Genomic DNA, 23,177 nt, shown 5'->3' on the forward strand with positions numbered 1-23,177 from the left:
TTTTGAAACAAATAATGATTTTTCTCACAAGCTTCATGCTTCTGGCGATGACCGGACAAGCGGCTTTAGCCAAAGAGGTGCAGGTCAGCGGTTCGCTTCTCGGAAAAAGCAGCCAAGAACAAGCCAAACAGCAGGTGCTGACAAGCGACCTGATGACACTGTACGGATCAAAAGACAGCGCGGAGCTGACGTATCAGATTCCGGCAGGCGCCTCTTCCGGCAATCAGCAATTGGTGATTGAATACGAGGCTTCAAATCTTTTAATTTCTCCATCATCGTTAACGGCTGTCATTGACGACGAACCAGTCAAAACGGTAAAGCTTAATGGTGATTCAAAACGGAAAACATTGAAGCTGAACCTGACTAAAAGCCAGTCTGCCCAAGGCTATCACAACGTATCGCTGAAATTTTACGGTGTAATGAAAGAGGGCGTCTGCGTCAGACAGGATACGTCCGGAAACTGGATCAAAATTTACCCGGACAGCCGCCTGACGCTGGCGGACAGCAGTGAAGCGAAGGGAACGACGCTGGACCATTATCCATATCCTTTCGCCCAATCGGGAAATACAGCCGAGGAAACCGCCATCGTCATTCCGGACGACCCAAGTTCGGCGGAAATTGAAGCAGCAGTGAAAACAGAAGGCTATTTGAAAACGGCCGACAGCAGTGTCACCATTTCGTATGTCACGGAATCTGAACTGAAGAAAATCGACAAGCCGACGATTTTCATCGGAGTGGACAAGCATTGGAACGGAAAGGTGAAAAAGCTGATGAAACAAGCCGGCTTACAGGCAAAAGGAGAAAAACTCCTGCTTGCGGAGCGGGTGCTGAAAGCAGAGAGCAAGCAGCAGCCGGTTCTGTTTGCGCAAGCCGCATCCGATGACGTGCTCACTGAAAAAATCAGTGTCATTACGGATCAGACTTATACAGGCCAGCTCAGCGGCGATACACTCTCAATCAGCAAGCTTAAGCAGGCTGAAAAAAAAGAAAGCAATAGGCTGACCCTCAAGAATTTTGGAGCGGATGATATCACAATTGGAGCTGACAAAACATCTTCAGCACATTACTTTTATCCTGCATCGGCGGTTTTAGATGAAAACCAATCAGCGAAGCTGTCGCTTAAGCTGAAAAAGTCCGAAACGATTCAAGCTTCAACGGCCGAAAACGAATCGGCTGCTCAGGCTGCAGAACTGAAGGTCATGATCAACGGCCAGCCGCATTCGGTCCGGCTTGATGATTTAGGAAAAGAAGATAAAAACGGATTCTATCATGCCATGGTAAAAGTGGATCCTAAGCTGCTGCAGAAAAACCGCTACATTGATATTCAATTCGTCACAACTGGGCTAAAGGAAAACAATCCTTGCAACACCGCTGACGAAGAAAAGTGGGTCTTTATCGATAAAAACAGTACATTGTCTTACACCGTCAAAGGCATGTCTCCGTCAGCGGATTTTCAAGAGTGGCCGCTTCCTTACGCCGGAAATCAGGAACAGGCAACGCTGATCGTGATTCCTGACACCGTAAACCAATCGAAGCTTGAGGAGCTTTCTCTTGTTACGGAGTCCTTTGGCAGCGAAGCGCAGCATTCATATACGGTGAAGAAATCATCTGATGTAACAGCAAATGATGCCAAAGGACGAGACCTCATTTTCTTAGGGGGCATCAATCAATTTTCTCTTTTGAAGGAGCAATCATCAGAACTGCTTGTGCCGCAAGCGAAGAACGGCTCGTTTGATGTATCAGGTTTTGAGATGCTGAATGAGACAACAAAACAAGTGGCGTTTACCCAAGCATCTCTTTGGGATACAAGCTACACAATGGCTGTCTTTGCACCGTCAAAAGGAAAAGGCGCGGCCGTCACGAAAGAAATCATCAACTATCTCAACAGCACCGATGACTCGGCAACCGTCGTTAATGAAACAAACAGCCAGCAGGTGTTTACAAACCACCAGCAGCTCAAATCAGAAGCAAACAGTTCCAGTGAAGAGCAGCCATCACAAGATAATGGCCAGAAATGGCTGTATATTGGTGTGCTGGTACTCATTATGGTGATTGCGGCAGTGTTCATTTGGATTGCCGTAAGACGCAGAAAAAGAAAGGCAGACAGGGGATAGCACTTGAGAATGATGTATCTATCGTTCTCCATTGATTTGGTACAACACTCATACAGAGTGTTGTATTTTTTTAGAGCTTATACATGAAAACAGAAAACAAAGCCATCCTAAAGCGTATAGATGAATTGGAGGGATATAGATGTTTTTCCATGTGAAAGAGTTACAATATAATGCCAAACCTGACCGGCCAGACCCCGTTTACGCGAAAAAATTGCAAGAAATATTAGGCGGACAGTTCGGTGAAATTTCTGTCATGATGCAGTATTTATTTCAAGGCTGGAACTGCAGAGCTGATCAAAAATATCGTGACATGCTTCTTGATATCGGCACAGAAGAAATTGCCCATGTGGAAATGCTGGCAACGATGATAGCTCAGCTGCTTGATAAAGCGCCAATTGAAGAACAAGAGCAAATGGCTAAAGATCCTGTCATTGGAGCTGTAATGGGAGGGATGAATCCTCAGCATGCCATCGTAGGAGGTCTGGGGGCTAAACCAGATGATAGTGTGGGATACCCTTGGACAGCCCGATATACGATTGCAAGCGGAAATCTGCTCGCCGATTTCCGTGCAAACCTTAATGCTGAATCGCAAGGCAGGCTGCAAGCTGTCCGTCTATATGAAATGACAGATGATAAAGGTGTGAGGGATATGCTGTCCTTCTTGATCGCGAGGGACACGATGCATCAAAATCAATGGCTGGCGGCCATTCAAGAATTAGAGGAACGTGAAGGCGTAGTTGTCCCAAGTACATTTAATCGTGAATACGAAAAACAAGAAGTTTCCTATTCATTCATGGACTGCTCTAAAGGAACTGAAAGCCAAAGCGGGCGCTGGGCGTCAGGGACTAGTATGGATGGAAAAGGGAATTTCGAATATGTTGGGGAGCCTGAGGCTATGGGCCAAAAACCAGTGCTCAAGCCGGCGCCTCCGTACGTTCACGGCACAATGCCGGCCGACGGCGCATCATTGCTGGAACATTAACGAAACATCATTGGCTGCCAACCATGTCTTGGCAGCTGGTTATTGCTAACGTGATGATTGGAAAAACGGGCTGGCATACCATCCTTTACAGCCAATCGGCCTTCTTTCTCAGAGTCCGCTGTTGTGAAAAAAGGACATAATGATTGCCGCACTGCCGTATCATTTTAAAAAGGAAAGCAACTATGACCAAGGGGAAAACGACCTTGGTCTTTTTTGCGTGAAAAGGAGAATTTGTAATGTATACGCAAGGTTCGTTTGTCATTGTATCGAATGAAAAACATCAGATTCTGCTGGTGAAACGAAAGGACGTCCCTTTATGGGATCTGCCGGGCGGCAGGGTCGATCCCGGGGAAACGGCTGAGGCAGCGGCAGTCCGGGAGGTGTTGGAAGAAACCGGATACAACGCAGCGCTTTCTGCGAAAATAGGTGTCTACCAAAGGCCGAAGTTTCAAGATGAACAGCACGTGTTTGCCGGACACATAACAGGCGGACAAGCGATAACGAGCGGCATGGAGACAGCGGATTTGAAGTGGTTTTCTCCGCAGCGTTTGCCGCTATTTATAGTGCCGAACCGAAAAAGGCAAATCAAAGATTTTATGAGAGGCTCTCTGGACGTAGCTGTCACTCTCAAGGACAGCGGCATGCTTGCGGCGATTGGCCTGTTGAAAAGAAGACTGGGCAAGTGATAAAGGTCTCCGGGTTTTAAAGAAGCTCTCCTGTGGTATTGAAAATAGGAAAAAGGAGGATACGGCATGGCACACAAAACTGCAGGACAAGCAATGACAGAACTGCTTGAAAAATGGGGAGTTGATCATGTATACGGCATCCCCGGAGACAGTATCAATGAGTTTATTGAAGAATTAAGGCACGAAAGAAATCAATTGAAATTCATTCAAACCCGCCATGAAGAGGTGGCTGCGCTGGCTGCCGCGGCTGAAGCAAAACTCACCGGCAAAATCGGCGTCTGCCTGTCGATCGCAGGGCCGGGGGCGGTGCACTTATTAAATGGTTTATATGATGCCAAAGCGGACGGCGCCCCTGTGCTGGCGATTGCAGGACAGGTTTCATCAGGCGAAGTCGGACGGGATTATTTTCAGGAGATCAAGCTTGAGCAAATGTTTGAAGACGTGGCAGTATTCAACAGAGAGGTACATAGCGCGGAATCACTGCCGGATCTCTTGAATCAGGCGATCCGCACCGCCTGCAGCAAAAAAGGCGTTGCGGTATTGAGCGTGTCAGATGATTTGTTCGCGGAGAAAATCAAACGCGAGCCCGTATACACGTCACCAGTGTATATTGAAGGGAACCTTGAACCGAAAAAAGAACAGCTCATCACTTGCGCGCAATATATAAATAACGCCAAGAAGCCGATTATTTTGGCGGGGCAGGGAATGAAAAAGGCGAAACGTGAGCTGCTGGAATTCGCGGACAAAGCCGCGGCTCCGATTGTTGTCACGCTCCCGGCAAAAGGCGTTGTTCCTGATAAGCACCCGCATTTTCTCGGAAATCTCGGGCAGATCGGCACAAAGCCGGCTTACGAGGCAATGGAGGAATGTGATTTATTAATCATGCTCGGGACCTCATTCCCATATCGCGATTATTTGCCTGATGACACGCCGGCGATCCAGCTTGATTCAGATCCGGCGAAAATCGGAAAACGCTATCCGGTGACAGCGGGTCTTGTTTGTGATTCGGCTCACGGCCTGCGCGAATTGACAGAGTTTATTGAACGGAAGGAAGACAGAAGGTTTCTGGAAGCCTGCACTGAACATATGCAGCATTGGTGGAACGAAATCGAAAAAGATGAGACAGAGGCGGCAACACCGCTCAAACCCCAGCAGGTCGTGGCGCGTCTTGAGGAAGCGGCAGCCGATGATGCGGTGCTATCTGTAGATGTCGGCACTGTGACAGTCTGGATGGCGCGTCATTTCAAAATGAAAGCAAATCAGGATTTCATCGTTTCCAGCTGGCTTGCGACAATGGGCTGCGGCCTGCCGGGAGCAATCGCGTCAAGTTTGTCAGAACCGGAGCGGCAGGCGATCGCCGTTTGCGGGGACGGGGGCTTTTCCATGGTCATGCAGGATCTCCCGACCGCCGTCAAATACAAACTCCCGCTCACCGTTGTCATTTTAAACAACGAAAATCTCGGCATGATCGAGTACGAGCAGCAGGTGAAGGGCAACATCGACTATGTCACAAAACTTCAAAATGTCGACTATGCCGCATTTGCAGAAAGCTGCGGAGCAAAGGGCATCAAGGTGGCTAAAGCGGAAGAGCTTGCGCCCGCTTTCCATGAAGCGTTACACGCTGACCAGCCGGTCGTAGTGGACGTCATGATCGGAAACGAACCGCCGCTGCCTGGCAAAATCACCTATGGGCAGGCAAAAGGCTTCAGCAAATACATGCTGAAAAATTTCTTCGAAAACCAAAAAATCGAAATGCCGTCACTGAAGAAAAGTTTAAAACGGTTATTCTAAAAAAACAGGGGCCTCATGAGACCCCTGTTTTTTAGGTGTTGGAAACAAATGGATTGTAAGTTATCATAGCATTATATTGAATGATAGGAGGAAAGCATGTTTGAATCCATAAAATTAGCGGTGTACTTATTGGGATCTCTAGGAATGATCTATGCAGCCTGTCACGATATTCGCCATGCTCAAAACGGACAAAAGGACAAATGCATCTTCTTTCAAAACAAAAAGATCAGCGCATTTGTCCTTGTATGTTTCATATGTTTATTTTTATCAAATCTTACAGCGTTCATGTCTCTATGAATTTATTTCTCTTTCTTCTTAAGCCCAAAAAAGAAAGGAAAAGCAGAACCAACCAATAACGTTCCGAATAAAAACATTCCGCCGATAAACACGTGGAAATTGGTGTGTCCGGCCGTAAACGCGGTGACCAAGGAAATGATACTGAGCACGATCATGGCGATGCCGGGCGCGACTCTCATTTTCCCCTTGGATTTATAGGCAACAGCAGAACATAAAATGCCGATTACAATAGGAACAATCCATAAATAAAACAGAATAAATAATGACATCATCAAAACTCCGATTTTTTCTTCTATCATAACAAATTTCTGGCAAAAAGGGTATCAATGAGCTTTTCCGCAATATGAAAAACCGGCTTAGCAGCCGGTTTTTTCTAACGAAACGTATCAACAATTAAAAACACGTTCAAAGCGACGATCAATACAGCGATCAGCCAAGACACCACTGTGACCCATTTGGCGTTGATCAGGGCTCCCATAATCCGTTTATTGCTTGTAAACATAATAAGCGGGATTAAGGCGAAGGCGATCCCGAAGGACAGCACGACCTGGCTCATGACGAGAGCTGTTGTCGGGTTGACGCCTGATGCGATAATCAAGATCGGCGGAATGATTGTGATAAAACGCCGCACATACAGCGGAATGCGGTAGTTGATAAATCCCTGCATAATCACGTCGCCTGAAAGCGTGCCGACTGACGAACTGGACAGTCCGGCAACGAGCAGTCCGATCCCGAATAAAACGGCTGACATTGGGCTGACAAGATGTCCGAATTGCTGAAAGGCGACATCAAGATCCTCGACAAACAGCCCGTTTTTAAAGAATAATGCGGCTGCCACGATGAGCATACTCGCATTAATCGCACCTGCGATTAGCATCGCTATTAAAATATCAATAAATTCAAATCTGAAGATTTTTTTTCGCTCAGCATCAGTTTTGCCAACCACCCGCCGTTGTGTAAGGGCTGAGTGTAAATAAATGGCGTGCGGCATAACGGTTGCGCCGAGAATACCAGCTGCGAGAAGCACACTATCAGTGCCTTGAAATGCCGGAACAAAAAGGCCCTTCATCACTGACACGGCATCAGGCTTGGCGAAAAAGGTCTGCAGCGCAAAGGCGATCACCACCACAAACAGCATGCCGGTAATGCCGGCTTCAAGTGAGCGATATCCGCGGCGCTGAAGCTCTAATATCGCGAAAGAGCCGATCGCCGCTATAATAGACGCTTCAAGCATCGGGATGCCGAACAGCAAATACAGTCCCAGTGCCGCTCCGATAAATTCCGCCAGATCAGTTGCGATAATGACCAGCTCGCCTTGAATCCATAAACCGATGGAAACAGGCTTAGGGAATTCTTCGCGGGCAATCTCGGGCAGGTTTTTGCCTGTCGCGATGCCGAGTTTAGCCGAGAGTGATTGGATTAAAAGCGCCATAATATTAGAAAATAAAATCACCCATAGCAGCATATATCCGTATTTAGAACCCGCTGATATATTCGTGGCGAAGTTGCCGGGATCAATATAGGCGATGGCTGCTATAAATGCAGGGCCCAGAAAAGGGAGCAGCCCTCTGAACCCTTTGATTTTCCCGTCAAGCGCCTCTTGGACTGCTTTGGAACGGGGAGATTGTGCTGTGATGTCCTTGTTCATCATGTCTCACCTGAATTCTGATTGTTTTTTGCCACGCAACAAAGAGTTTCCTTAACGCAAATTATTTTATCTACATCATATGACCATCCCGGTTTCTTGTCAACCGAAAATGTTCATCCACTTTCAAATTTTCCCCTGTTATGTCACATGATATGTAAAGATTCAAATAAGGTCCCACATAAAAAGACATCGTTTCAGTTCGAAACGATGCCTCCTGTATCAAAATGAGTCTAGGCTTCCTTCCGCAGCCCGCGGAATACGAGGCTCAGCAAGAACACGAGGATGGCAGCCCCGATAATTGCCGGGATAATGGCAAAGCCGCCGAGGCTAGGTCCCCAAGTGCCAAAGAGTCCGTGTCCGATCCAGGCGCCGGCCAGCCCGGCAATCATAGAGCCGAAAATTCCTCCCGGCATCCGGTTCCCCACAATGGCGCTTCCGATTAAGCCGATTAGGATAGCTACAACTAATGAAACCAAAAAGCTAAGCATCATGTTCACCCCTCATAAATGATTTATCAATCAATAACCGCTCATGCCAAACCCGAAACACCGAATAGCATATCGCTTTATGATCCTGTTTTGATCTTTCTCTGCACGCTGCCATCAGCTAAATGAACAATCACTTCAGTGCCTTTATGCGCTGCGATCTCCTTTGCCCGTTCAATTGCTTCTTTCTTTGTACCCTTGATCTCAGATACACGTTTAGCATCCTCGGCTTTGACCGCCCAGCCGTTTTTATGCTTGATGACATGTTCTGCTTTATCCATGAGCTCGGGGCCGGTGCCGCTGCTTGGATCTTCATCGTGTTCTGTCTCATCACCATTCTTGAGGAAATCATCAATTTCTTTTTTCGAGGCGTTTTCCGCCCATTCCTTTGCCTTGCTTGTCGCAATCGGAATGGCGCGGCTGTCCTCGTAGCCCTCATCGATCATCGCATTTGCAATGTCAATCGCTTTTTTCTTCACCGGGTTCTCAAGATTTTTCAATGAAGCGGGATAATCCTTCATCGACCAAGGCATGTCCATCACTCCTTTTCCTTTTATAAAAATGGTACCCGCAGGTGAAAAATAAAAACGTTTCCGGAAAATGAAGGTATACTATACAGTAGAAAAAACAGAAGGGAAGTGCGGGTTGGGTGACAACAGAACGAAAAGAAGACTTGCATCAGCAATTAAAAGAAATAGAGAAATGGGAAAAAGATCAGCAAAAAGTCTGGTTTTGGGAAAAACTCAGCCGTCTTCCGTTTCAGCTGCTGGACAAGCTGACACCGGAATTCATCCAGAAAAAGATCGGCAAGCTCTTGGATGAGCTCGGCAGCTTTGTCCAAACAGGAGGGCAGTATCTGACATCTGAAAAACAGATTATCAAGATGTTTCAAAAGAAACTGCCGGAGGAGACCTTCGAATCACTCGAAGACGTACAACAAGTCCCTCTTCCTATCATGGATGAAATTGCGGAAGGAATGGGCAAAAACAGAATTAACGCCGCAACTGTTCAAGGCGCGACAACGGGTGTGGGCGGCGTGTTTACGCTGGCGGCAGACATTCCGGCCGTGCTTGGCCTGTCGTTAAAAACGTTGCAGGATATCGCGGTTGCTTACGGCTTTGACCCAAAGGAGAAAAAGGAGCGGGTCTTCATCGTAAAATGTATGCAGCTGACTTCAGCTGATGTTGTCGGCAAAAAATCGATTTTGAATGAATTAAAAGACTACGATCAAGATCGTACATATAAGAATGTCGCTTCTCAAATCCAAGGCTGGCGTGAAGTTGTTTTAGGCTATCGCGACACGTTTGGCTGGAAAAAGCTTTTTCAACTGGTGCCGGTCGCGGGAATGGTCTTTGGCGCGTCAGCCAATCGCTCGACATTAAACGACATTACCGAAACGGGCATGATGTTGTATAAAAAGCGCCGCATTCTTGAGCGGCTGCAAGAAACAGAACGAGAGATGGAATAACAAACAAAGCAGACGGACACCGCGCTCCGCCTGCTTTTTTTAGTGGAAACACACCCAATGTGTTTTGTTTGTTTAAAAGGATGGATAGCGGGAATACAACAACCAACACCAATTAAAGGAGGAATTCAAAATGGCAGACGATAACAAAATGAGCAGAGAAGAAGCAGGTAGAAAAGGCGGAGAAACAACAAGCAAAAACCATGATAAAGAATTCTATCAAGAGATTGGTCAAAAAGGCGGAGAAGCCACTAGCGAAAACCATGACAAAGAATTCTACCAAGAAATCGGTGAAAAAGGCGGAGAAGCCACTAGCGAAAACCATGACAAAGAATTCTATCAAGAAATCGGCGAAAAAGGCGGAGAAGCCACTAGTGAAAATCATGACAAAGAATTCTATCAAGAAATCGGCCGTAAAGGCGGAGAGGCAACAAGCAAAAATCATGATAAAGAATTCTACCAAGAAATTGGTTCAAAAGGCGGAAACGCCCGCAACAACGACTAATCAAAAGCATGAAGGCAGACAACCTGTAGAAGATAAAAAGCGATCCAGCGAAACAGCTGGATCGCTTTTTTATTTTGGAAATAACTTGATCTAAGCCGGTGCTGCGATACAATAAGTGAAAAAGGAGTTTTCGCTAATGTCCAAGGTGCAAAACCTGCTCGCCATCGCTAATGAAGTCAAAGAAAAACACGCTAATTTCTCCATTTCAGAGGTCAACGACCATTGTATACGGCTCGCTGTGTTTACAGGAGAATATGACTGGCATCATCATCCTGACTCAGATGAATTGTTCATTGTTCTTGAAGGTGAGCTGCTGATTGATTTTAAGGACAAAGAAACTGCGGTACTCAAAGCGAATGACAGCCTGCTCATCACGAAAGGAACGGTTCACCGCACGCGCTCTTACGTCAGAACGGTGAATCTCTGTGTCGAGCATACACAGGCGAAAACAGTCATCATAGAGGAATTGCCATGCTAATCAAAAAGATTGTATGTGAAGTAGATGCTGCAAACGCCGAAGCATTTTCAAAAGCGCAGTCACAGTGGGGGGCATTGTCACATGTGGCCGGCTTTGTCAAACAGGCCGGCGGCTGGCGAACATCAGCAGACAGGCCGCTTACCGCAGAGATCATCAGCGTTTGGGAGGACAGAGAAGTTTATGAGGCTTTTATGGAGAACGAACACGATAGCATATTCGAAGAAAACGAACAGAAGGCTGTGATTCATTCGATAGAAGTGACGCTGTACGAAGAGGATGAATCGTTCATTCACGATCTGTTACATAGTCCTGCCATTCGGTACGAACCAGAATGGAGGGTTCTGAGGGCATAATCATAGCCCAAAACATTATGTTTTGGGCTTGTATCTTACTCGCGTCCCGGAAGTGTATCATGAACAAAAGGCGGTGCTGGTTTTAACTCTGGTTTTTCTCCAAACGCTTTCGCTTCTTTCACGTATTCAAAGGCTTCTCCATCCGGCGCTTTTTCGTTCAGCCAAGTTTGCTCGGCGCTTTCTTCGCCTTCAGAGAAATTAATAAGCTGATGCGAGAACTCTTGCTTTTCGAGTGCTTTCGGAAATGTTCCCGGCACAATCGGGCCTTCTTGTGCTTCTAATTCTTTAATGGCGGCGAGCCATTGATTTTGGTGCATCGTGTCACGCGCCAGCAGGAAGCTGAGCATATCTTTAACGCCTTTGTCATCTGTCATTTCAAACAGGCGTGCGACCTGCAGACGGCCTTGTGATTCCGCATTCAGATTGGCGCGGAAGTCTGCCAGCAGGTTTCCGCTTGCAACGATATAGCCGCCGCTCCAAGGGACGCCTGTACTGTTTTCCGGCATGGCGCCAAGTCCTGATACAATCGCGTGGTGAGGGTTCATGCCGCCCAGAATGGAGCCGATGACCGGATCTTCAGCGGCTTTTTCCTGCTGATCGAGCGGGGCATCCTCAAGAAGTCTGGCGATCATCGTGGCGATCATTTCAACATGCCCGAGTTCCTCAGTTGCCGTATCCATCAGCAAATCCTTGTATTTTTCATTTCCTCTTGTATTCCAGCCTTGAAATAAGTACTGCATGGCAACAGAAATTTCTCCAAATTGCCCGCCTAAAATTTCTTGCATTTTTTTCGCGAATAATGGATCTGGACGATCTGGTTTAGCAGGATGCTGCAGCATTTTCGTGTGCTTAAACATGTTCCCATCTCCTTTTTTCGTTTATCCCTTTTTATATTTCCGATCAATTGAAAGATAAACGAAAAACAGCGTATCGAGTTGGGGACTACGAATCACCTCGCAGCTCCAAAAGCTCCTGAATCAGCTTCCGGCCGAAGATAGGCTCGTACTGCCGGTAAACAGGATCGAGGCGCTTCATCCATTCTTTTTTCTCTTTATCTGACAGCTCGTAGATGTGAATAGAAGAACTCATTTTGATGACTTCCAGCTGCTCCTTGTTCATTTGCTCGGCATGCATTTCATTCCACTCTGTCGTTTCCTTCATCGCTTCCGTTAAAACGCGCCGTGTTTCCGGTGTTTGCGCGTTCCAGAAGTGCTCATCCGTCATGACAGCGTAGCCGAGATAACCGTGGCTGCTTATTGTCAAATGGTCCTGAACATTATAAAATTTTTTAGAATAGATGTTTGAGATGGTATTTTCTTCGCCATCGACTGTATTGTTTTCTAACAGCTGAAAGGTAGAATTGAAGGATTCCTGATGAGGCGTTGCACCAAGCAGCTTGAACTGATCCTCTATCACATCGCTTTGCATAATGCGGAGATCTTGACCTTTTAAATCATCCGGGGTTTTGACCGGCCCTTCATTTGTCGTGATTTGTTTAAAGCCGTTTGTCCAATAGGCGAGGCCTTTTAATTGGTTTTTCTTTAGGGAATCAAACAGCTGTGTGCCGATGCTGCCGTGCAGCCCTTTTTTGACGGCATTGTAATCTGTAAATGCATACGGCAGATCCAGCACGCCCCATTCAGGCGAGAGCATGCCGAGCTTCGATGTGGAGGGGGCGATAAACTGAACATCGCCGTTTTGCAATGCTTCAATTTCTTCAATGTCCGAATAGAGGCTTCCATTCGGAAACACTTCAATTTTTATTTTTCCGCCTGATTTCTCGTTTACCAGCTCGGCGAATTTATTGGCGGCCAGCCCTTTCGGTGTGTTTTCGGCAACCACATGGCTGAATGTAAACACGATTTGATCCTGTAAGCCTTCCTGGTCGTCATCATAAACGATTTCTTCACTGCTGGAACGATCATGGAATCCGATAAATAAAGCGGTTGCAATTCCGGCGATCATCAGTGCGAGACATGCAAGCAAACTCTTCATGAAAAGCCCTCCCCTATGTTTTAAGGATAATGGGGCCCATGCCATTCGTAAAGACCTGAAAGGAGAAGATGATGAACAAAAAGAAGCTCTCAATCCGTTGGAAAATCACGATCTTATCCTATATACTCGTCATTTTCTCCTTTTTGATCGGCGGCATTGTGCTCATCGGCAATATCCAGCATACAGAGGAGCGGGAGCTGAAAAAACGTTTGATGAATACGGCCCGGACGGTGTCGGAGATGACAGAAGTAAAAGAGGCCTTGGCGCGAAAAAAACAAACAGAGGCTGTTCGCCATGCGGTTGAAGAGATCAGGATGATTAATGAAGCAGACTATATCGTCGTCATGGATATGAATCACATCCGCTACACGCATCCTGTCAGTACAAGTATCGGCAAGAAATCCAAGGGTGCAGACGAAGAGGCGGCGTTTGCGGAGCATATTTATTTCTCAGAAGCAAAGGGCGAGATCGGCACGGCGGTCCGCGCTTTTTATCCGGTGAAGGATCACGAGCTGAACCAGATCGGCGTGGTGCTTGTCGGGAAAACACTGCCGGGGATCACGGACATATTGCTTCAGTTAAAACACGATATCGCATTCATCGTTGTACTGACACTCGGCTTCGGCCTTGCAGGTTCCTTTCTGCTGGCCCGCCATATCAAAAAACAAATGTTTCAGCTTGAGCCTCATGAGATTGTCCGAATGTATGAAGAACGGACAGCGACGTTTCATTCCATGAACGAAGGCGTGATTGCCATCGACAACCGGCTTAACATTACGATTTTTAATGAAAAAGCGAAACAGATCTTTGAGGTGCAGGGGAATCTGATCGGAAAGGTGATCTGGGAGGTTCTTAAGGATTCGCGCCTGCCCGAAATCGTGGAGCGGAACAAAGCGGTTTATAATGAAGAAATTCGCGTCAGCGGAAAAGTGATTATGAGCAGCAGAATTCCGATCGTCATGAAGAAAAAAGTCATCGGCGCCGTCGCGATTTTTCAGGACAGAACGGAAGCGGCTAAGATGGCGGAGGAGTTGACCGGCGTCAAAAACTTTGTAGAGGCGCTCCGCGTCCAAAACCATGAGCATATGAATAAGCTGCATACGATCGCCGGCCTCATCCAGCTGGGGAAATCTGAAAAAGCCTTGCAGCTTGCATTCCGGGCGTCAACTGAGCAGGAAAATGTGACTGAATTTCTTCATCGCTTGATTCAAAATGACGCTGCGGCTGGCCTTCTATTAAGTAAAATCAGAAGAGGAAGGGAGCTCGGCATTGTTGTTCATATTGATGAAAACAGCAGCCTTCAGCAATTTCCCGAGCATGTTGATCAGCATGATATCGTTGTGCTTCTTGGCAACCTGATTGAAAATGCCTTCGGTTCATTTGAAACGGTTCAATCTAATGACAAACGGATTGACATCAGCATCGAACAAACGGATGATATCCTGGCAATTTTAATAGAAGATAACGGCTGCGGGATTGAATCAGCACATATGCCGCACCTTTACGACAAAGGATTTACAGTCAATAAAACAGGCGGCACAGGCTATGGCCTGTATCTAGTCAAACAAATAACAGACAAAGGATCGGGCACGGTAGAAGTGGATTCACACGCAGGGCAAGGATCAGCTTTTTCTATCGTTTTTCCAATGAAGGGGGAGGAAGCACAGCATGGCTCTTAAAGAATGGAAGGTTCTGCTCATTGAAGATGATCCGATGGTTCAAGAGGTAAACAAGGATTTCATCACAACTGTCAGCGGCTTTATTGTCTGTGCAACAGCGGGAAACGGAGAAGAAGGCATCAAGCTAATTAAAGAAAAACAGCCCGACCTCGTCATTCTCGATGTGTACATGCCGAAAAAAGACGGGATCAAAACGTTGCAGGAGATCAGAAAGCAAAAGCTTGAAGTGGATATCATTGTCGTTTCCGCTGCAAAAGACAAAGAAACGATCTCCCTTATGCTGCAAAATGGAGCGGCTGACTATATCTTAAAACCATTTAAGCTTGAGCGAATGAGACAGGCACTTGAAAAGTACAAGCAATATAAACAAAAAATAGAAGCGAACGATACGCTGTCCCAGGAACAGCTCGATGCGATCCTGAATATTCCGCAGCAGGCCGTACAGGATCTGCCAAAAGGATTGAATCATTTTACGATGAATGAAGTCACTGCTATTTTGAAGCGGCAAACCGCATCTCTTTCTGCAGAAGAGGTCGCCAAGGCGCTCGGTATCGCCAGAGTGACAGCGAGGCGATACCTTGATTATCTAGAAAAAAACGGAACCATTAAGCTGGACGTTCAATACGGCGGAATCGGCCGTCCTGTCAACCGCTACGTGTTTAAAGGATAAACCTGAGACCAAAAAGACCAAAATGTCCGTTATGATCATAAACTTCCCCACCTTATATGAAAACGCTATCATTCTAGTAAGAAAGACACAAAGGCGAATAGGACAGGGGGATGCAGAATATGAAACTGTTTAAAAATTTAACAGTTCAGGTCATAACTGCGGTCATCATCGGGGTCATTGTCGGGCTGGTCTGGCCTGATATCGGAAAAGAAATGAAACCGCTTGGCGATACATTTATCAACGCTGTTAAAATGGTGATCGCCCCAATCATTTTTTTCACTATCGTTCTCGGGATTGCAAAAATGGGCGATATGAAGAAGGTTGGAAAAGTAGGGGGAAAAGCGTTTATTTATTTCGAGGTTGTCACAACTCTCGCACTCATTATCGGTTTGTTCGTCGTTAATATTATAAAGCCGGGATCGGGGCTTGATTACAGCAAGCTTGAAAAGGGTGATGTATCACAATACACGCAAAATGGCGGTCAGGGAATCGACTGGATTGAATTTGTCACACACATTGTTCCGTCCAACATGGTTGATGCCTTCGCAAAAGGGGACATTTTGCAGGTCTTATTCTTTTCGATTCTTTTCGGAGTCGGTCTTGCGGCATTAGGTGAAAAAGGGAAAAGCGTCATTGATTTCTTCGACAAGATTTCTCACGTCTTTTTCAAAATCATCGGCTATATCATGCGCGCGGCGCCAATCGGGGCATTCGGGGCGATGGCGTATACGATCGGGCACTTCGGTCTCGATTCCATCAAGCCGCTGGCAAGTTTAATGATGTCTGTTTATATTACGATGTTCCTGTTCGTATTTGTAGCTTTAAATATCATCTGCAAGCTTTACGGATTCAGTCTGTGGAATTACCTGCGCTTTATTAAAGATGAGCTTCTGATCGTGCTTGGCACAAGCTCTTCAGAATCGGTGCTTCCGCGTATGATGGATAAAATGGAGCGTTACGGCTGTTCAAAATCCGTTGTCGGGCTTGTCATTCCGACGGGCTATTCATTTAACCTTGACGGCACATCGATTTATTTATCAATGGCGACGGTTTTTCTGGCACAGGTGTTTGGAGTGGACCTCAGCATTGGCCAGCAAATTACAATTATCCTCGTTCTGATGCTGACATCGAAGGGAGCGGCCGGTGTGACGGGAAGCGGATTTATCGTCCTTGCCTCAACACTGTCAGCGCTTCAGGTCATTCCGCTGGAGGGTCTTGCACTCCTGCTTGGGGTTGACCGTTTCATGAGTGAAGGAAGAGCGATTGTGAACCTGATCGGAAACGGAATCGCCACGATCATTGTTGCAAAAAGCGAAAATGAATTCGATGAAGCAAAAAGCATAGAGGCTGTTGAAGACATGAAAAAAATGAAAACAGCAGTTTAAGAAATGAGCGGCTCATCCATGGGGCCGTTTTTTTAATTGTTTAAGAATTATTAAGGTAATGACAGAGACCTCAGCATTTTTTTGTTATATAATTTACAGATGGATACTATATTGAATTAAGGACGTTTGTCCTAACAGGGGTGTATAAATGGCCGCTTTAGTTAAATTTTTTCAGCACCCGGGAGTAAGGCGTTTTTCCGTCTTTGTCGTGTTAACTGGTGTGTTATATCTATTTAAGAGCATGATCAACTTAATCTTGCTTACTTTCATTTTCACCTTTCTAATGGATCGTTTGGAGTTTGTCGTACGGCAGTTCGCAAGTCGATTCTTCCGCGTGAGCCAGCGGGTTGTCATTACGTTTCTTTACGTGTTGCTGGCTGTTTTGCTTACAGTTGGGGGATTTGTTTTTTATCCGATCGTCGCGGCGCAGATTCAGCAGCTGGCTAAGCAGATTAAACATATTGCGTATCACCCGGACACCATCCCTTTCTTTGATGAGATCACCAGTGTTTTCGGAGATATTAATATCAGTTCATATGTCAAAGAGGGTTTCAATGTGGTGTATACGTATCTGGCCGATATCAGCACATTTGGCTTGCAGGTCGTAATGGCGCTCGTTCTCAGCATGTTTTTCTTATTTGAGAAAAAACGGCTTTCAGAATTTATGGGGAAATTTAAAACGAGCAAACTGGCGGTCTTTTATGAGGAAATTGCTTTCTTCGGAAGAAAATTTGCAAGAACGTTCGGAAAAGTGCTTGAGGCTCAATTTATCATTGCGCTCGTCAACTGTGTTCTGACGTTTATCGCGCTTTGGATTATGCATTTCCCGCAGCTGTTTGGGCTTTCTATTATGGTGTTTTTCCTTGGATTAATTCCTGTAGCAGGCGTTGTCATTTCTTTGATTCCGCTCAGTATTATCGCATACAGCACAGGCGGCGGAATGTATGTGCTCTACATTGTGCTTGTCATATTCGCCATACATGCGATCGAAACCTATTTCTTAAATCCGAAGCTGATGTCTGCGAAAACAGAACTGCCGATCTTTTTCACTTTCATAGTACTCATTTTCTCTGAGCACTTTTTAGGCATTTGGGGTTTAATTATCGGGATTCCGATCTTTGTGTTTCTCCTTGATATCCTTGATGTGACCAATAAGGAAGATGGACCCAAAAGATTCCAAGAAAAAAGTAACAAAAAATAGTTTACAAAATTGGTTCTTTTCTGTATAAATAAACTATCATACAATAGTAAGCCACACGCTTAATCCTTTTAACTAAGGAGTGGGGGACCCGATCTTTTGGGGTTAATTTTTCGTCAGAAAAACGGACATCTCTTCGTCCGAACCCGTCAGCTAACCTCATCAGCGTGAAGAGAGAATCCAGTGGTTTGATGTTATAGCCAAAGCCCACGGGAGTCTCTCGCGGGCTTTTTTTCAAAAAAGGGAGGAATGCAGATGAAGCTGGCTACAAAGATAATCATTGCATTGGTGCTGGGTGCGGTGACGGGAATTATTCTTAACCTGACATCACCTGAATTATTTGAAAATTTGAATAAGTTTGTATTCGGTCCGCTTGGTACGATCTTTTTAAACCTTATCAAAATGCTTGTCGTTCCGATTGTCTTTTTCTCACTGACACTGGGAGTAGCTGGACTGGGCGATCCTAAGAAGCTTGGCAGAATCGGTGTAAAGGCGATTTCTTATTTTCTCGTCACAACTGCAGTGGCGATTACCATTGCCATCATTTTAGCTCTTGTCATCAAACCGGGAGAGTTTGGAACATATGATACATCGTCTGCCGAATTCACTGCTGAAAAAGCGCCAAGTATTGCGGACACCCTGTTAAACATTATTCCGACCAATCCTGTTCAAGCGATGACCGAGGGGAATATGCTGCAGATTATCGCTTTTGCCATTTTTGTCGGGCTTGGGATTACAATGCTCGGTAAAAAAGCGGATATGCTTCTCAAAGTTGTTGAGCAAGGAAATGAATTGATGATGTACCTAGTGAATCTGGTCATGAAGTTTGCTCCGTATGGCACATTCGGTTTGATTGCGACAGCCGTGGGAAGCCAAGGGTTCAGTGCAATGAAAGCGATGGGCTTGTACATGCTTGTAGTAACCATTGCATTATTGATACATGCAGTCGTAACCTACGGATCTACGGTAGCGCTTATCGCCAAAAGAAATCCGATTACGTTCTTTAAAGATTTCTCAGAGGTTATGGTCGTCGCGTTCAGTACTTCCAGCAGCAATGCGACTCTGCCGGTTTCCATGGATGTGGCACAGAAAAAACTAAAGGTGCCTGAGCCGATCAGCAGCTTTGTCCAGCCGCTGGGCGCTACAATTAATATGGACGGAACAGCCATCATGCAAGGGGTAGCCACCGTCTTCATTGCCCAGGTATTCGGGCATGATCTGACACTCACGCAGCTGCTGATGGTCGTACTGACGGCTGTATTAGCAAGTATCGGAACCGCGGGTGTTCCGGGAGTCGGTTTGATTATGCTTGCTATGGTGCTTCAATCTGTCGGTCTGCCTGTTGAGGGAATCGGGTTGATCCTTGGAATTGACCGCCTGCTTGATATGCTTCGTACAGTTGTAAATACAACAGGAGACGCGGCCTGCGCTGTCATTGTGACAGAAACAGAGAAGAACAAACAGCCTGAGCAAACGTCGACTCTATCGGTTTAACCAAACATTTGGAAGCAACAAATGCTATAATACAAACAGTGCCTAATTGTTGGGCACTGTTTATTTTTTGCCGAAAAAGGAGGAAGGCTTTATGGCTGAGCCGATTTTACATATTAAAGGCCTCGATAAAAAGATCGGGTCTAAACAGATTTTAAAACAGATCAGCATGGACGTCATGGAGGGAGAAATCATCGGCCTGCTCGGCCCGAATGGTTCAGGGAAAACAACACTCATCCGTATCATCGTCGGGCTGTTAAAACAAAACAGCGGAAGTGTGACAATCAGCGGATTCCAGCATGATACAGAGTTTGAACAAGCGATGGAAGCTGTGGGGGCGATCGTCGAAAACCCAGAGTTCTATCCGTACCTGACAGGCTGGGAAAACCTCAAGCACTTTGCGAATATGCACAAAAAAATAGCGGATGAACGGCTTGATGAAGTGGTGGAACGTGTCGGGCTGACGTCAGCGATTCATGATAAGGTCAAAACCTATTCCCTTGGCATGCGCCAGCGACTTGGCATTGCGCAGGCGATCCTTCACGGGCCGAAGCTTCTTATTTTAGATGAGCCGACAAACGGTCTGGACCCCGCTGGCATGAAGGATTTTCGCGATCATATTAAAGAGCTCGCGGAAAAGGAAGGGACAGCAGTCCTATTCGCCACCCATTTATTGCGCGAGGTTGAAGATCTGTGTGACCGTGTCATTATTATTCAAAAAGGCGAGATCAAAGCGGAAGTCAGCTTATATGGAACAGATCAAACAACAGAAAAAGCAATCATTGAAGTGCAGCCGGAAGAAAAAGCACTCAATTGGCTGACAAGCAATCAATATCAAGCTGAGCGGCAAGACGGGGCGATTGTTGTTGAGGTAGCAAAAGAAAACATTCCGGAGCTGAACCGCTCACTTGTCGGACAAGGCCTGGATGTATTTTCCGTTATGCCTTACACGCAATCACTGGAAGATGAATTCATAAAAGCGACAACTGTCCATCAAGAGGAGGGAGAAGAGCTTGTCTAAATTAGTTTGGAATGAACATATGAAACTTTTTAATCGGAAGGTCACATTGATATCTCTTATCTTGATGGCGGTCTTTCAATTTTTCATGGCTTTGATCATTAAACGGATTGTCATCAGTGCCGGGACAGATGAAAACTTCATCGGCTATTTTTCGTATACACCGAGCCTGAACATCCTGCTGCAGGCGTTAACGATCGTGATTGCAGCGACAATTGTTTCGATGGAGTTTGATAAAAAGACGATCAAATTTCTGCTCATTCGTCCGGTTAAACGTCAAAAGGTTTTTTGGTCAAAATTAATCACAATTGTGATGGCCAGCTTTTATTTGTATTTGGCATACTACATTCTGGCATTATTATTCGGTCTTATCTTTTTTGGCACATCCGTGACTTCAGAATCACAAGCATTGCTGATCAACACTTTGGAGCTGATCGGGTCAAACTGGCTTGAAGCCGTAATGATGGGATTGTTCGGGCTGCTTTGTTCTTCGCTGTTCCGCAACAGCGCGGTAGCTGTCGTCGTTTCTTTTGTCGTTTTATATGGAGCGAGTACACTTGTCCAGCTCATGAAGCTGTTTGAAAACAAATGGGGCAGCTTTTTACTTTTTGCGAACACTGACTTTACCCAATACAGCAGCGGCCAGACCGTGTTGTTTTCAGGCATGACGCCATTGTTTTCAGTGGGGATTATCGTCATACATGCCATATTTTTCATTGCGGTTGGCTGGTGGTGCTTCTGTAAACGGGATGTCCGGGTATAAAGGCAAGGAATGACACTTTTGTGAAAAAAATCACGTAAATCAATATCAGCTGATATTTTGGTTTATACTAAAGGTACTGACGGAGGTGTCTCGATTGAGGAACTTTATTACCGCTTTACCGATCGTATTGCTGCTTGGATTCTCATTTGTGTCATTCATGTTTCAGTTTGAGCATCTTGTTTATTTCAGACTCGCGCTTGGATTGTTTTCTCTCGCGGGGCTGTACATGATATATAAAATGAAGACGGGCATCCGTTATTTTATCATCTATCTGTATGCAAGCTGGATTGTGCTTGCGGCAGTAACCGCTTTTGAAGAGCCGATTTTCTCGAGCTTTTTCTTTGGCGGCTTGGTGATGACAATGGGGTACCTGACATATATGCTGATTTATCTCGGCATGAAACAAGACCGGGATGCAAATCCTGTCTAATCGCGCTGTTCCCTTGCGGAACGGCGTATTTTTTTTATCCCCGACAAAAAGGTTAACAGTTGCGGAATAATGGCAGGAAATCTATAATACATATTAAATTTATCGGAATTAAAACCTTGGGGGGCTGCCGGATGTCATTATTTATACAAAACGATCAACAGCGGCAATGGATGGAGAGAATCGGACGGATTGCGGATGAATTTCAGCAAACGGCCGCTGAAGATGACGAACAGGGACGGTTTCCTGCAGAAAAAATACAAAAACTGCGTGATGCTGGGTATACGGCTTTAACATTGCCGGCATCTCATGGAGGAGGGGGCATTTCTGTTTACGATATGCTCCTGTATCAAGAACGGCTGGCACGGGGAGACGCTCCCGCAGCGCTAAGCATCGGCTGGCATATGAGCGTAATCGGAGAGCTCGGAGAAGGCAACAGCTGGGATAAAGACGTGTTTGCGTTTATTGCAAAGGAAGTTCAAAACGGAGCCGTTATCAACAGGGCGGCGACAGAAGCGAACACCGGAAGCCCGACAAGAGGAGGGCGCCCCGGTACAAACGCCGTCAAAAAGGATGGCAAATGGGCAGTGAACGGAAGAAAAACCTTTACGACGATGTCGCAAGCACTGGATTATTTTTTAGTCACGGCATGGATTGAAGAAAAACAATCAACAGGCGTGTTTCTCATTCATAAAGATGATCCCGGATTGTCGATTGAAGAAACGTGGGATATGATGGCGATGCGGGCTACTGGAAGCCATGACCTTGTATTGAATGGGGTAACGCTTGATGAGGATAAACTGGTGGAATTGCTTCAAGGGCCTCGGGGAGCAAAGCCAAATGGCTGGCTGCTTCACATCCCGGCGATTTATCTTGGCATTGCTCAAGCAGCGCGAGACTATGCGGTGCAATTTGCGTCTGAGTATTCTCCAAACAGTTTGAAGGGACCGATCAAAAATGTCCCGGCCGTACAGCAAAGAACAGGCGAAATGGAGCTTGATCTGACTAATGCCAGACATTTTCTTTTCCATATCGCCCAATTGTATGATGATCCGGAGCGCCGCCCTCACTTGAGAAGCGAGCTCGGTGCGGCGAAACATATCGTCACAAATGCTGCGCTGTCTGTTGTCGATAAAGCGATGAGAATTGTCGGTGCCAAAAGCCTAGAACGAACCAACCCGCTTCAGCGCTATTATCGTGATGCGCGCGCAGGCCTCCATAACCCGCCGATGGATGATGCGGTAATCCAAAAGCTGGCCTCAGAAGCGTTTGAGTGATGAAAAAAAAGAGCCTTCCCGGCTCTTTTTATGTATTGTTTTGCTCTTGCAGATTTTTTTGATGCTTGCGGTCGATTCTGTCATAAATGATATTCATCAGCTTTGGGTTGCCCATAATCGCCTCTTTGTTTTCCTGGATCAGCTGCTGGTAGGTTTTTACTTTACGCTTCGACATGCTCTGGTTCCCTCCTGACATGTTTGTATTCACTTTCTAACTCTGTCAGCGACAATTCATATAAATGACGCGTGGACTTTTTGTATATACCATTCTGTATTAACAGATGAATGAGCTGTTTTTTTCTGATTTCTCCAGACTGAGGTGTCATTGTGTCACCAACCTCCAATCAAACGATATTGATAATCATTATCAATTAACCACAGTATACAATGTCCCCAATAACCTGTAAAGGTGAAAACAGTCCTATTCTTTCATCAATTTGCAAATATTCAACAGATCGACAAAATGTTTC

The 23,177-nt window shown here is 45.9% G+C and carries 25 protein-coding genes and 1 riboswitch; of the genes, 17 read left to right on the plus strand and 8 right to left on the minus strand.

Translation table 11 applies throughout. The features are described 5' to 3' along the window. Positions 1 to 2 precede the first annotated feature (2 nt). The 4 genes from JMN17_RS18750 to JMN17_RS18765 all read left to right on the plus strand — a co-directional run bounded on the left by JMN17_RS18750 (position 3) and on the right by JMN17_RS18765 (position 5,573). A complete protein-coding gene (locus JMN17_RS18750) occupies positions 3 to 2,114 on the plus strand; it encodes a cellulose biosynthesis cyclic di-GMP-binding regulatory protein BcsB (RefSeq protein ID WP_202328943.1) in 2,112 nt (703 codons plus the stop codon). Between the two features lie 139 nt (positions 2,115 to 2,253). Beyond that, positions 2,254 to 3,096 carry a manganese catalase family protein gene (locus JMN17_RS18755; RefSeq protein WP_202328945.1) on the plus strand — a complete coding sequence of 281 codons (843 nt, stop codon included), beginning with the start codon at positions 2,254 to 2,256 and terminating at the stop codon, positions 3,094 to 3,096. A 236-nt stretch (positions 3,097 to 3,332) separates the two neighbouring features. Next, positions 3,333 to 3,782, plus strand: coding sequence for an NUDIX hydrolase (locus tag JMN17_RS18760; protein ID WP_087992989.1), 450 nt, complete (start codon positions 3,333 to 3,335; stop codon positions 3,780 to 3,782). Positions 3,783 to 3,848: 66 nt separating this feature from the next. Next, positions 3,849 to 5,573, plus strand: coding sequence for a pyruvate oxidase (locus tag JMN17_RS18765; protein WP_087992988.1), 1,725 nt, complete (start codon positions 3,849 to 3,851; stop codon positions 5,571 to 5,573). Positions 5,574 to 5,872: 299 nt separating this feature from the next. Here JMN17_RS18765 and JMN17_RS18770 read toward each other — a convergent pair whose 3' ends face one another. The 4 genes from JMN17_RS18770 to JMN17_RS18785 form a co-directional block, all read right to left on the minus strand. Next, entirely contained in the window at positions 5,873 to 6,139 is a 267-nt protein-coding gene (locus JMN17_RS18770) for a hypothetical protein (RefSeq protein ID WP_087993072.1), read from the minus strand. Positions 6,140 to 6,243: 104 nt separating this feature from the next. Beyond that, positions 6,244 to 7,521 carry an Nramp family divalent metal transporter gene (locus JMN17_RS18775; RefSeq protein WP_087992986.1) on the minus strand — a complete coding sequence of 426 codons (1,278 nt, stop codon included), beginning with the start codon at positions 7,519 to 7,521 and terminating at the stop codon, positions 6,244 to 6,246. Positions 7,522 to 7,748: 227 nt separating this feature from the next. Then, positions 7,749 to 8,006 carry a GlsB/YeaQ/YmgE family stress response membrane protein gene (locus tag JMN17_RS18780; RefSeq protein ID WP_087993071.1) on the minus strand — a complete coding sequence of 86 codons (258 nt, stop codon included), beginning with the start codon at positions 8,004 to 8,006 and terminating at the stop codon, positions 7,749 to 7,751. Between the two features lie 77 nt (positions 8,007 to 8,083). Beyond that, entirely contained in the window at positions 8,084 to 8,536 is a 453-nt protein-coding gene (locus JMN17_RS18785) for a DUF2188 domain-containing protein (protein WP_202328947.1), read from the minus strand. Positions 8,537 to 8,652: 116 nt separating this feature from the next. Between JMN17_RS18785 and JMN17_RS18790 the strand changes: the two genes are divergently transcribed. The 4 genes from JMN17_RS18790 to JMN17_RS18805 all read left to right on the plus strand — a co-directional run bounded on the left by JMN17_RS18790 (position 8,653) and on the right by JMN17_RS18805 (position 10,804). Next, on the plus strand, positions 8,653 to 9,471 hold the full coding sequence (locus JMN17_RS18790) for an EcsC family protein (protein WP_202328949.1): 819 nt from the start codon (positions 8,653 to 8,655) through the stop codon (positions 9,469 to 9,471). A 130-nt stretch (positions 9,472 to 9,601) separates the two neighbouring features. Continuing rightward, positions 9,602 to 9,973, plus strand: a complete 372-nt coding sequence (gsiB, locus tag JMN17_RS18795) for a glucose starvation-inducible protein GsiB (RefSeq protein ID WP_087992983.1) — start codon at positions 9,602 to 9,604, stop codon at positions 9,971 to 9,973. 136 nt (positions 9,974 to 10,109) lie between these two features. Next, positions 10,110 to 10,451, plus strand: coding sequence for a cupin domain-containing protein (locus tag JMN17_RS18800; protein ID WP_087992982.1), 342 nt, complete (start codon positions 10,110 to 10,112; stop codon positions 10,449 to 10,451). After that, positions 10,445 to 10,804, plus strand: a complete 360-nt coding sequence (locus JMN17_RS18805) for a YdbC family protein (RefSeq protein WP_087992981.1) — start codon at positions 10,445 to 10,447, stop codon at positions 10,802 to 10,804. Before JMN17_RS18800 ends, JMN17_RS18805 begins: the two co-directional genes overlap by 7 nt. A gap of 35 nt (positions 10,805 to 10,839) precedes the next feature. On the opposite strand, the gene JMN17_RS18810 is transcribed toward JMN17_RS18805, so the two are convergent. Beyond that, a complete protein-coding gene (locus tag JMN17_RS18810) occupies positions 10,840 to 11,661 on the minus strand; it encodes a manganese catalase family protein (protein WP_087992980.1) in 822 nt (273 codons plus the stop codon). Between the two features lie 85 nt (positions 11,662 to 11,746). Then, the gene (locus JMN17_RS18815; protein WP_087992979.1) at positions 11,747 to 12,799 is read right to left on the minus strand and encodes a TRAP transporter substrate-binding protein; all 1,053 of its coding nucleotides are present in this window, start codon (positions 12,797 to 12,799) and stop codon (positions 11,747 to 11,749) included. A gap of 71 nt (positions 12,800 to 12,870) precedes the next feature. Here JMN17_RS18815 and dctS point away from each other — a divergent pair, with 71 nt between their 5' ends. The 9 genes from dctS (at position 12,871) to JMN17_RS18860 (ending at position 22,707) form a co-directional block, all read left to right on the plus strand. Next, positions 12,871 to 14,478, plus strand: a complete 1,608-nt coding sequence (dctS, locus tag JMN17_RS18820; RefSeq protein ID WP_202328950.1) for a two-component system sensor histidine kinase DctS — start codon at positions 12,871 to 12,873, stop codon at positions 14,476 to 14,478. Further along, on the plus strand, positions 14,468 to 15,148 hold the full coding sequence (locus JMN17_RS18825) for a response regulator (RefSeq protein WP_087992977.1): 681 nt from the start codon (positions 14,468 to 14,470) through the stop codon (positions 15,146 to 15,148). Before dctS ends, JMN17_RS18825 begins: the two co-directional genes overlap by 11 nt. A 119-nt stretch (positions 15,149 to 15,267) precedes the next feature. Next, on the plus strand, positions 15,268 to 16,533 hold the full coding sequence (dctP, locus tag JMN17_RS18830) for a C4-dicarboxylate transporter DctP (protein ID WP_087992976.1): 1,266 nt from the start codon (positions 15,268 to 15,270) through the stop codon (positions 16,531 to 16,533). 148 nt (positions 16,534 to 16,681) lie between these two features. Further along, positions 16,682 to 17,734 (plus strand): AI-2E family transporter, encoded by a 1,053-nt coding sequence (locus JMN17_RS18835; RefSeq protein ID WP_087992975.1) that lies wholly within the window; start codon positions 16,682 to 16,684, stop codon positions 17,732 to 17,734. Positions 17,735 to 17,780: 46 nt separating this feature from the next. Continuing rightward, positions 17,781 to 17,913: riboswitch (cyclic di-AMP (ydaO/yuaA leader) on the plus strand. A gap of 73 nt (positions 17,914 to 17,986) precedes the next feature. Then, positions 17,987 to 19,225 (plus strand): dicarboxylate/amino acid:cation symporter, encoded by a 1,239-nt coding sequence (locus JMN17_RS18840; protein WP_087992974.1) that lies wholly within the window; start codon positions 17,987 to 17,989, stop codon positions 19,223 to 19,225. 91 nt (positions 19,226 to 19,316) lie between these two features. Next, positions 19,317 to 20,243 carry an ABC transporter ATP-binding protein gene (locus tag JMN17_RS18845; RefSeq protein WP_087992973.1) on the plus strand — a complete coding sequence of 309 codons (927 nt, stop codon included), beginning with the start codon at positions 19,317 to 19,319 and terminating at the stop codon, positions 20,241 to 20,243. Continuing rightward, positions 20,236 to 21,003, plus strand: a complete 768-nt coding sequence (locus JMN17_RS18850; RefSeq protein ID WP_087992972.1) for an ABC transporter permease — start codon at positions 20,236 to 20,238, stop codon at positions 21,001 to 21,003. Before JMN17_RS18845 ends, JMN17_RS18850 begins: the two co-directional genes overlap by 8 nt. A 94-nt stretch (positions 21,004 to 21,097) precedes the next feature. Continuing rightward, a complete protein-coding gene (locus tag JMN17_RS18855; RefSeq protein WP_019257527.1) occupies positions 21,098 to 21,433 on the plus strand; it encodes a hypothetical protein in 336 nt (111 codons plus the stop codon). A gap of 131 nt (positions 21,434 to 21,564) precedes the next feature. Beyond that, positions 21,565 to 22,707 (plus strand): acyl-CoA dehydrogenase family protein, encoded by a 1,143-nt coding sequence (locus JMN17_RS18860; protein WP_087992971.1) that lies wholly within the window; start codon positions 21,565 to 21,567, stop codon positions 22,705 to 22,707. Between the two features lie 28 nt (positions 22,708 to 22,735). Here JMN17_RS18860 and fbpB read toward each other — a convergent pair whose 3' ends face one another. Together fbpB and JMN17_RS18870 are read right to left on the minus strand one after the other, a co-directional pair. Continuing rightward, complete coding sequence (gene fbpB, locus JMN17_RS18865) at positions 22,736 to 22,915, minus strand: Fur-regulated basic protein FbpB (RefSeq protein WP_087992970.1); 180 nt, start codon at positions 22,913 to 22,915, stop codon at positions 22,736 to 22,738. Next, positions 22,869 to 23,033, minus strand: coding sequence for a Fur-regulated basic protein FbpA (locus JMN17_RS18870; protein ID WP_087992969.1), 165 nt, complete (start codon positions 23,031 to 23,033; stop codon positions 22,869 to 22,871). The genes fbpB and JMN17_RS18870 overlap by 47 nt, the downstream gene beginning before the upstream one ends. Positions 23,034 to 23,177 lie beyond the last annotated feature (144 nt).

It is taken from the genome of Bacillus sp. RHFS10, assembly GCF_016757475.1.
GTDB lineage: Bacteria > Bacillota > Bacilli > Bacillales > Bacillaceae > Bacillus > Bacillus subtilis_G.

Excerpts from the sequence above, each read along its gene's own strand:
- JMN17_RS18805 (WP_087992981.1), top strand. The coding sequence starts at position 10,445 with ATGCTAATCAAAAAGATTGTATGTGAAGTAGATGCTGCAAACGCCGAA.
- JMN17_RS18770 (WP_087993072.1), bottom strand. The coding sequence starts at position 6,139 with ATGTCATTATTTATTCTGTTTTATTTATGGATTGTTCCTATTGTAATC.
- JMN17_RS18810 (WP_087992980.1), bottom strand. The coding sequence starts at position 11,661 with ATGTTTAAGCACACGAAAATGCTGCAGCATCCTGCTAAACCAGATCGT.
- JMN17_RS18835 (WP_087992975.1), top strand. The coding sequence starts at position 16,682 with ATGGCCGCTTTAGTTAAATTTTTTCAGCACCCGGGAGTAAGGCGTTTT.
- dctS (WP_202328950.1), top strand. The coding sequence starts at position 12,871 with ATGAACAAAAAGAAGCTCTCAATCCGTTGGAAAATCACGATCTTATCC.
- JMN17_RS18800 (WP_087992982.1), top strand. The coding sequence starts at position 10,110 with ATGTCCAAGGTGCAAAACCTGCTCGCCATCGCTAATGAAGTCAAAGAA.
- gsiB (WP_087992983.1), top strand. The coding sequence starts at position 9,602 with ATGGCAGACGATAACAAAATGAGCAGAGAAGAAGCAGGTAGAAAAGGC.
- JMN17_RS18845 (WP_087992973.1), top strand. The coding sequence starts at position 19,317 with ATGGCTGAGCCGATTTTACATATTAAAGGCCTCGATAAAAAGATCGGG.
- JMN17_RS18785 (WP_202328947.1), bottom strand. The coding sequence starts at position 8,536 with ATGCCTTGGTCGATGAAGGATTATCCCGCTTCATTGAAAAATCTTGAG.
- JMN17_RS18765 (WP_087992988.1), top strand. The coding sequence starts at position 3,849 with ATGGCACACAAAACTGCAGGACAAGCAATGACAGAACTGCTTGAAAAA.
- JMN17_RS18860 (WP_087992971.1), top strand. The coding sequence starts at position 21,565 with ATGTCATTATTTATACAAAACGATCAACAGCGGCAATGGATGGAGAGA.
- dctP (WP_087992976.1), top strand. The coding sequence starts at position 15,268 with ATGAAACTGTTTAAAAATTTAACAGTTCAGGTCATAACTGCGGTCATC.
- JMN17_RS18755 (WP_202328945.1), top strand. The coding sequence starts at position 2,254 with ATGTTTTTCCATGTGAAAGAGTTACAATATAATGCCAAACCTGACCGG.
- JMN17_RS18760 (WP_087992989.1), top strand. The coding sequence starts at position 3,333 with ATGTATACGCAAGGTTCGTTTGTCATTGTATCGAATGAAAAACATCAG.
- JMN17_RS18870 (WP_087992969.1), bottom strand. The coding sequence starts at position 23,033 with ATGACACCTCAGTCTGGAGAAATCAGAAAAAAACAGCTCATTCATCTG.
- JMN17_RS18840 (WP_087992974.1), top strand. The coding sequence starts at position 17,987 with ATGAAGCTGGCTACAAAGATAATCATTGCATTGGTGCTGGGTGCGGTG.
- JMN17_RS18825 (WP_087992977.1), top strand. The coding sequence starts at position 14,468 with ATGGCTCTTAAAGAATGGAAGGTTCTGCTCATTGAAGATGATCCGATG.
- JMN17_RS18780 (WP_087993071.1), bottom strand. The coding sequence starts at position 8,006 with ATGCTTAGCTTTTTGGTTTCATTAGTTGTAGCTATCCTAATCGGCTTA.
- JMN17_RS18775 (WP_087992986.1), bottom strand. The coding sequence starts at position 7,521 with ATGATGAACAAGGACATCACAGCACAATCTCCCCGTTCCAAAGCAGTC.
- JMN17_RS18815 (WP_087992979.1), bottom strand. The coding sequence starts at position 12,799 with ATGAAGAGTTTGCTTGCATGTCTCGCACTGATGATCGCCGGAATTGCA.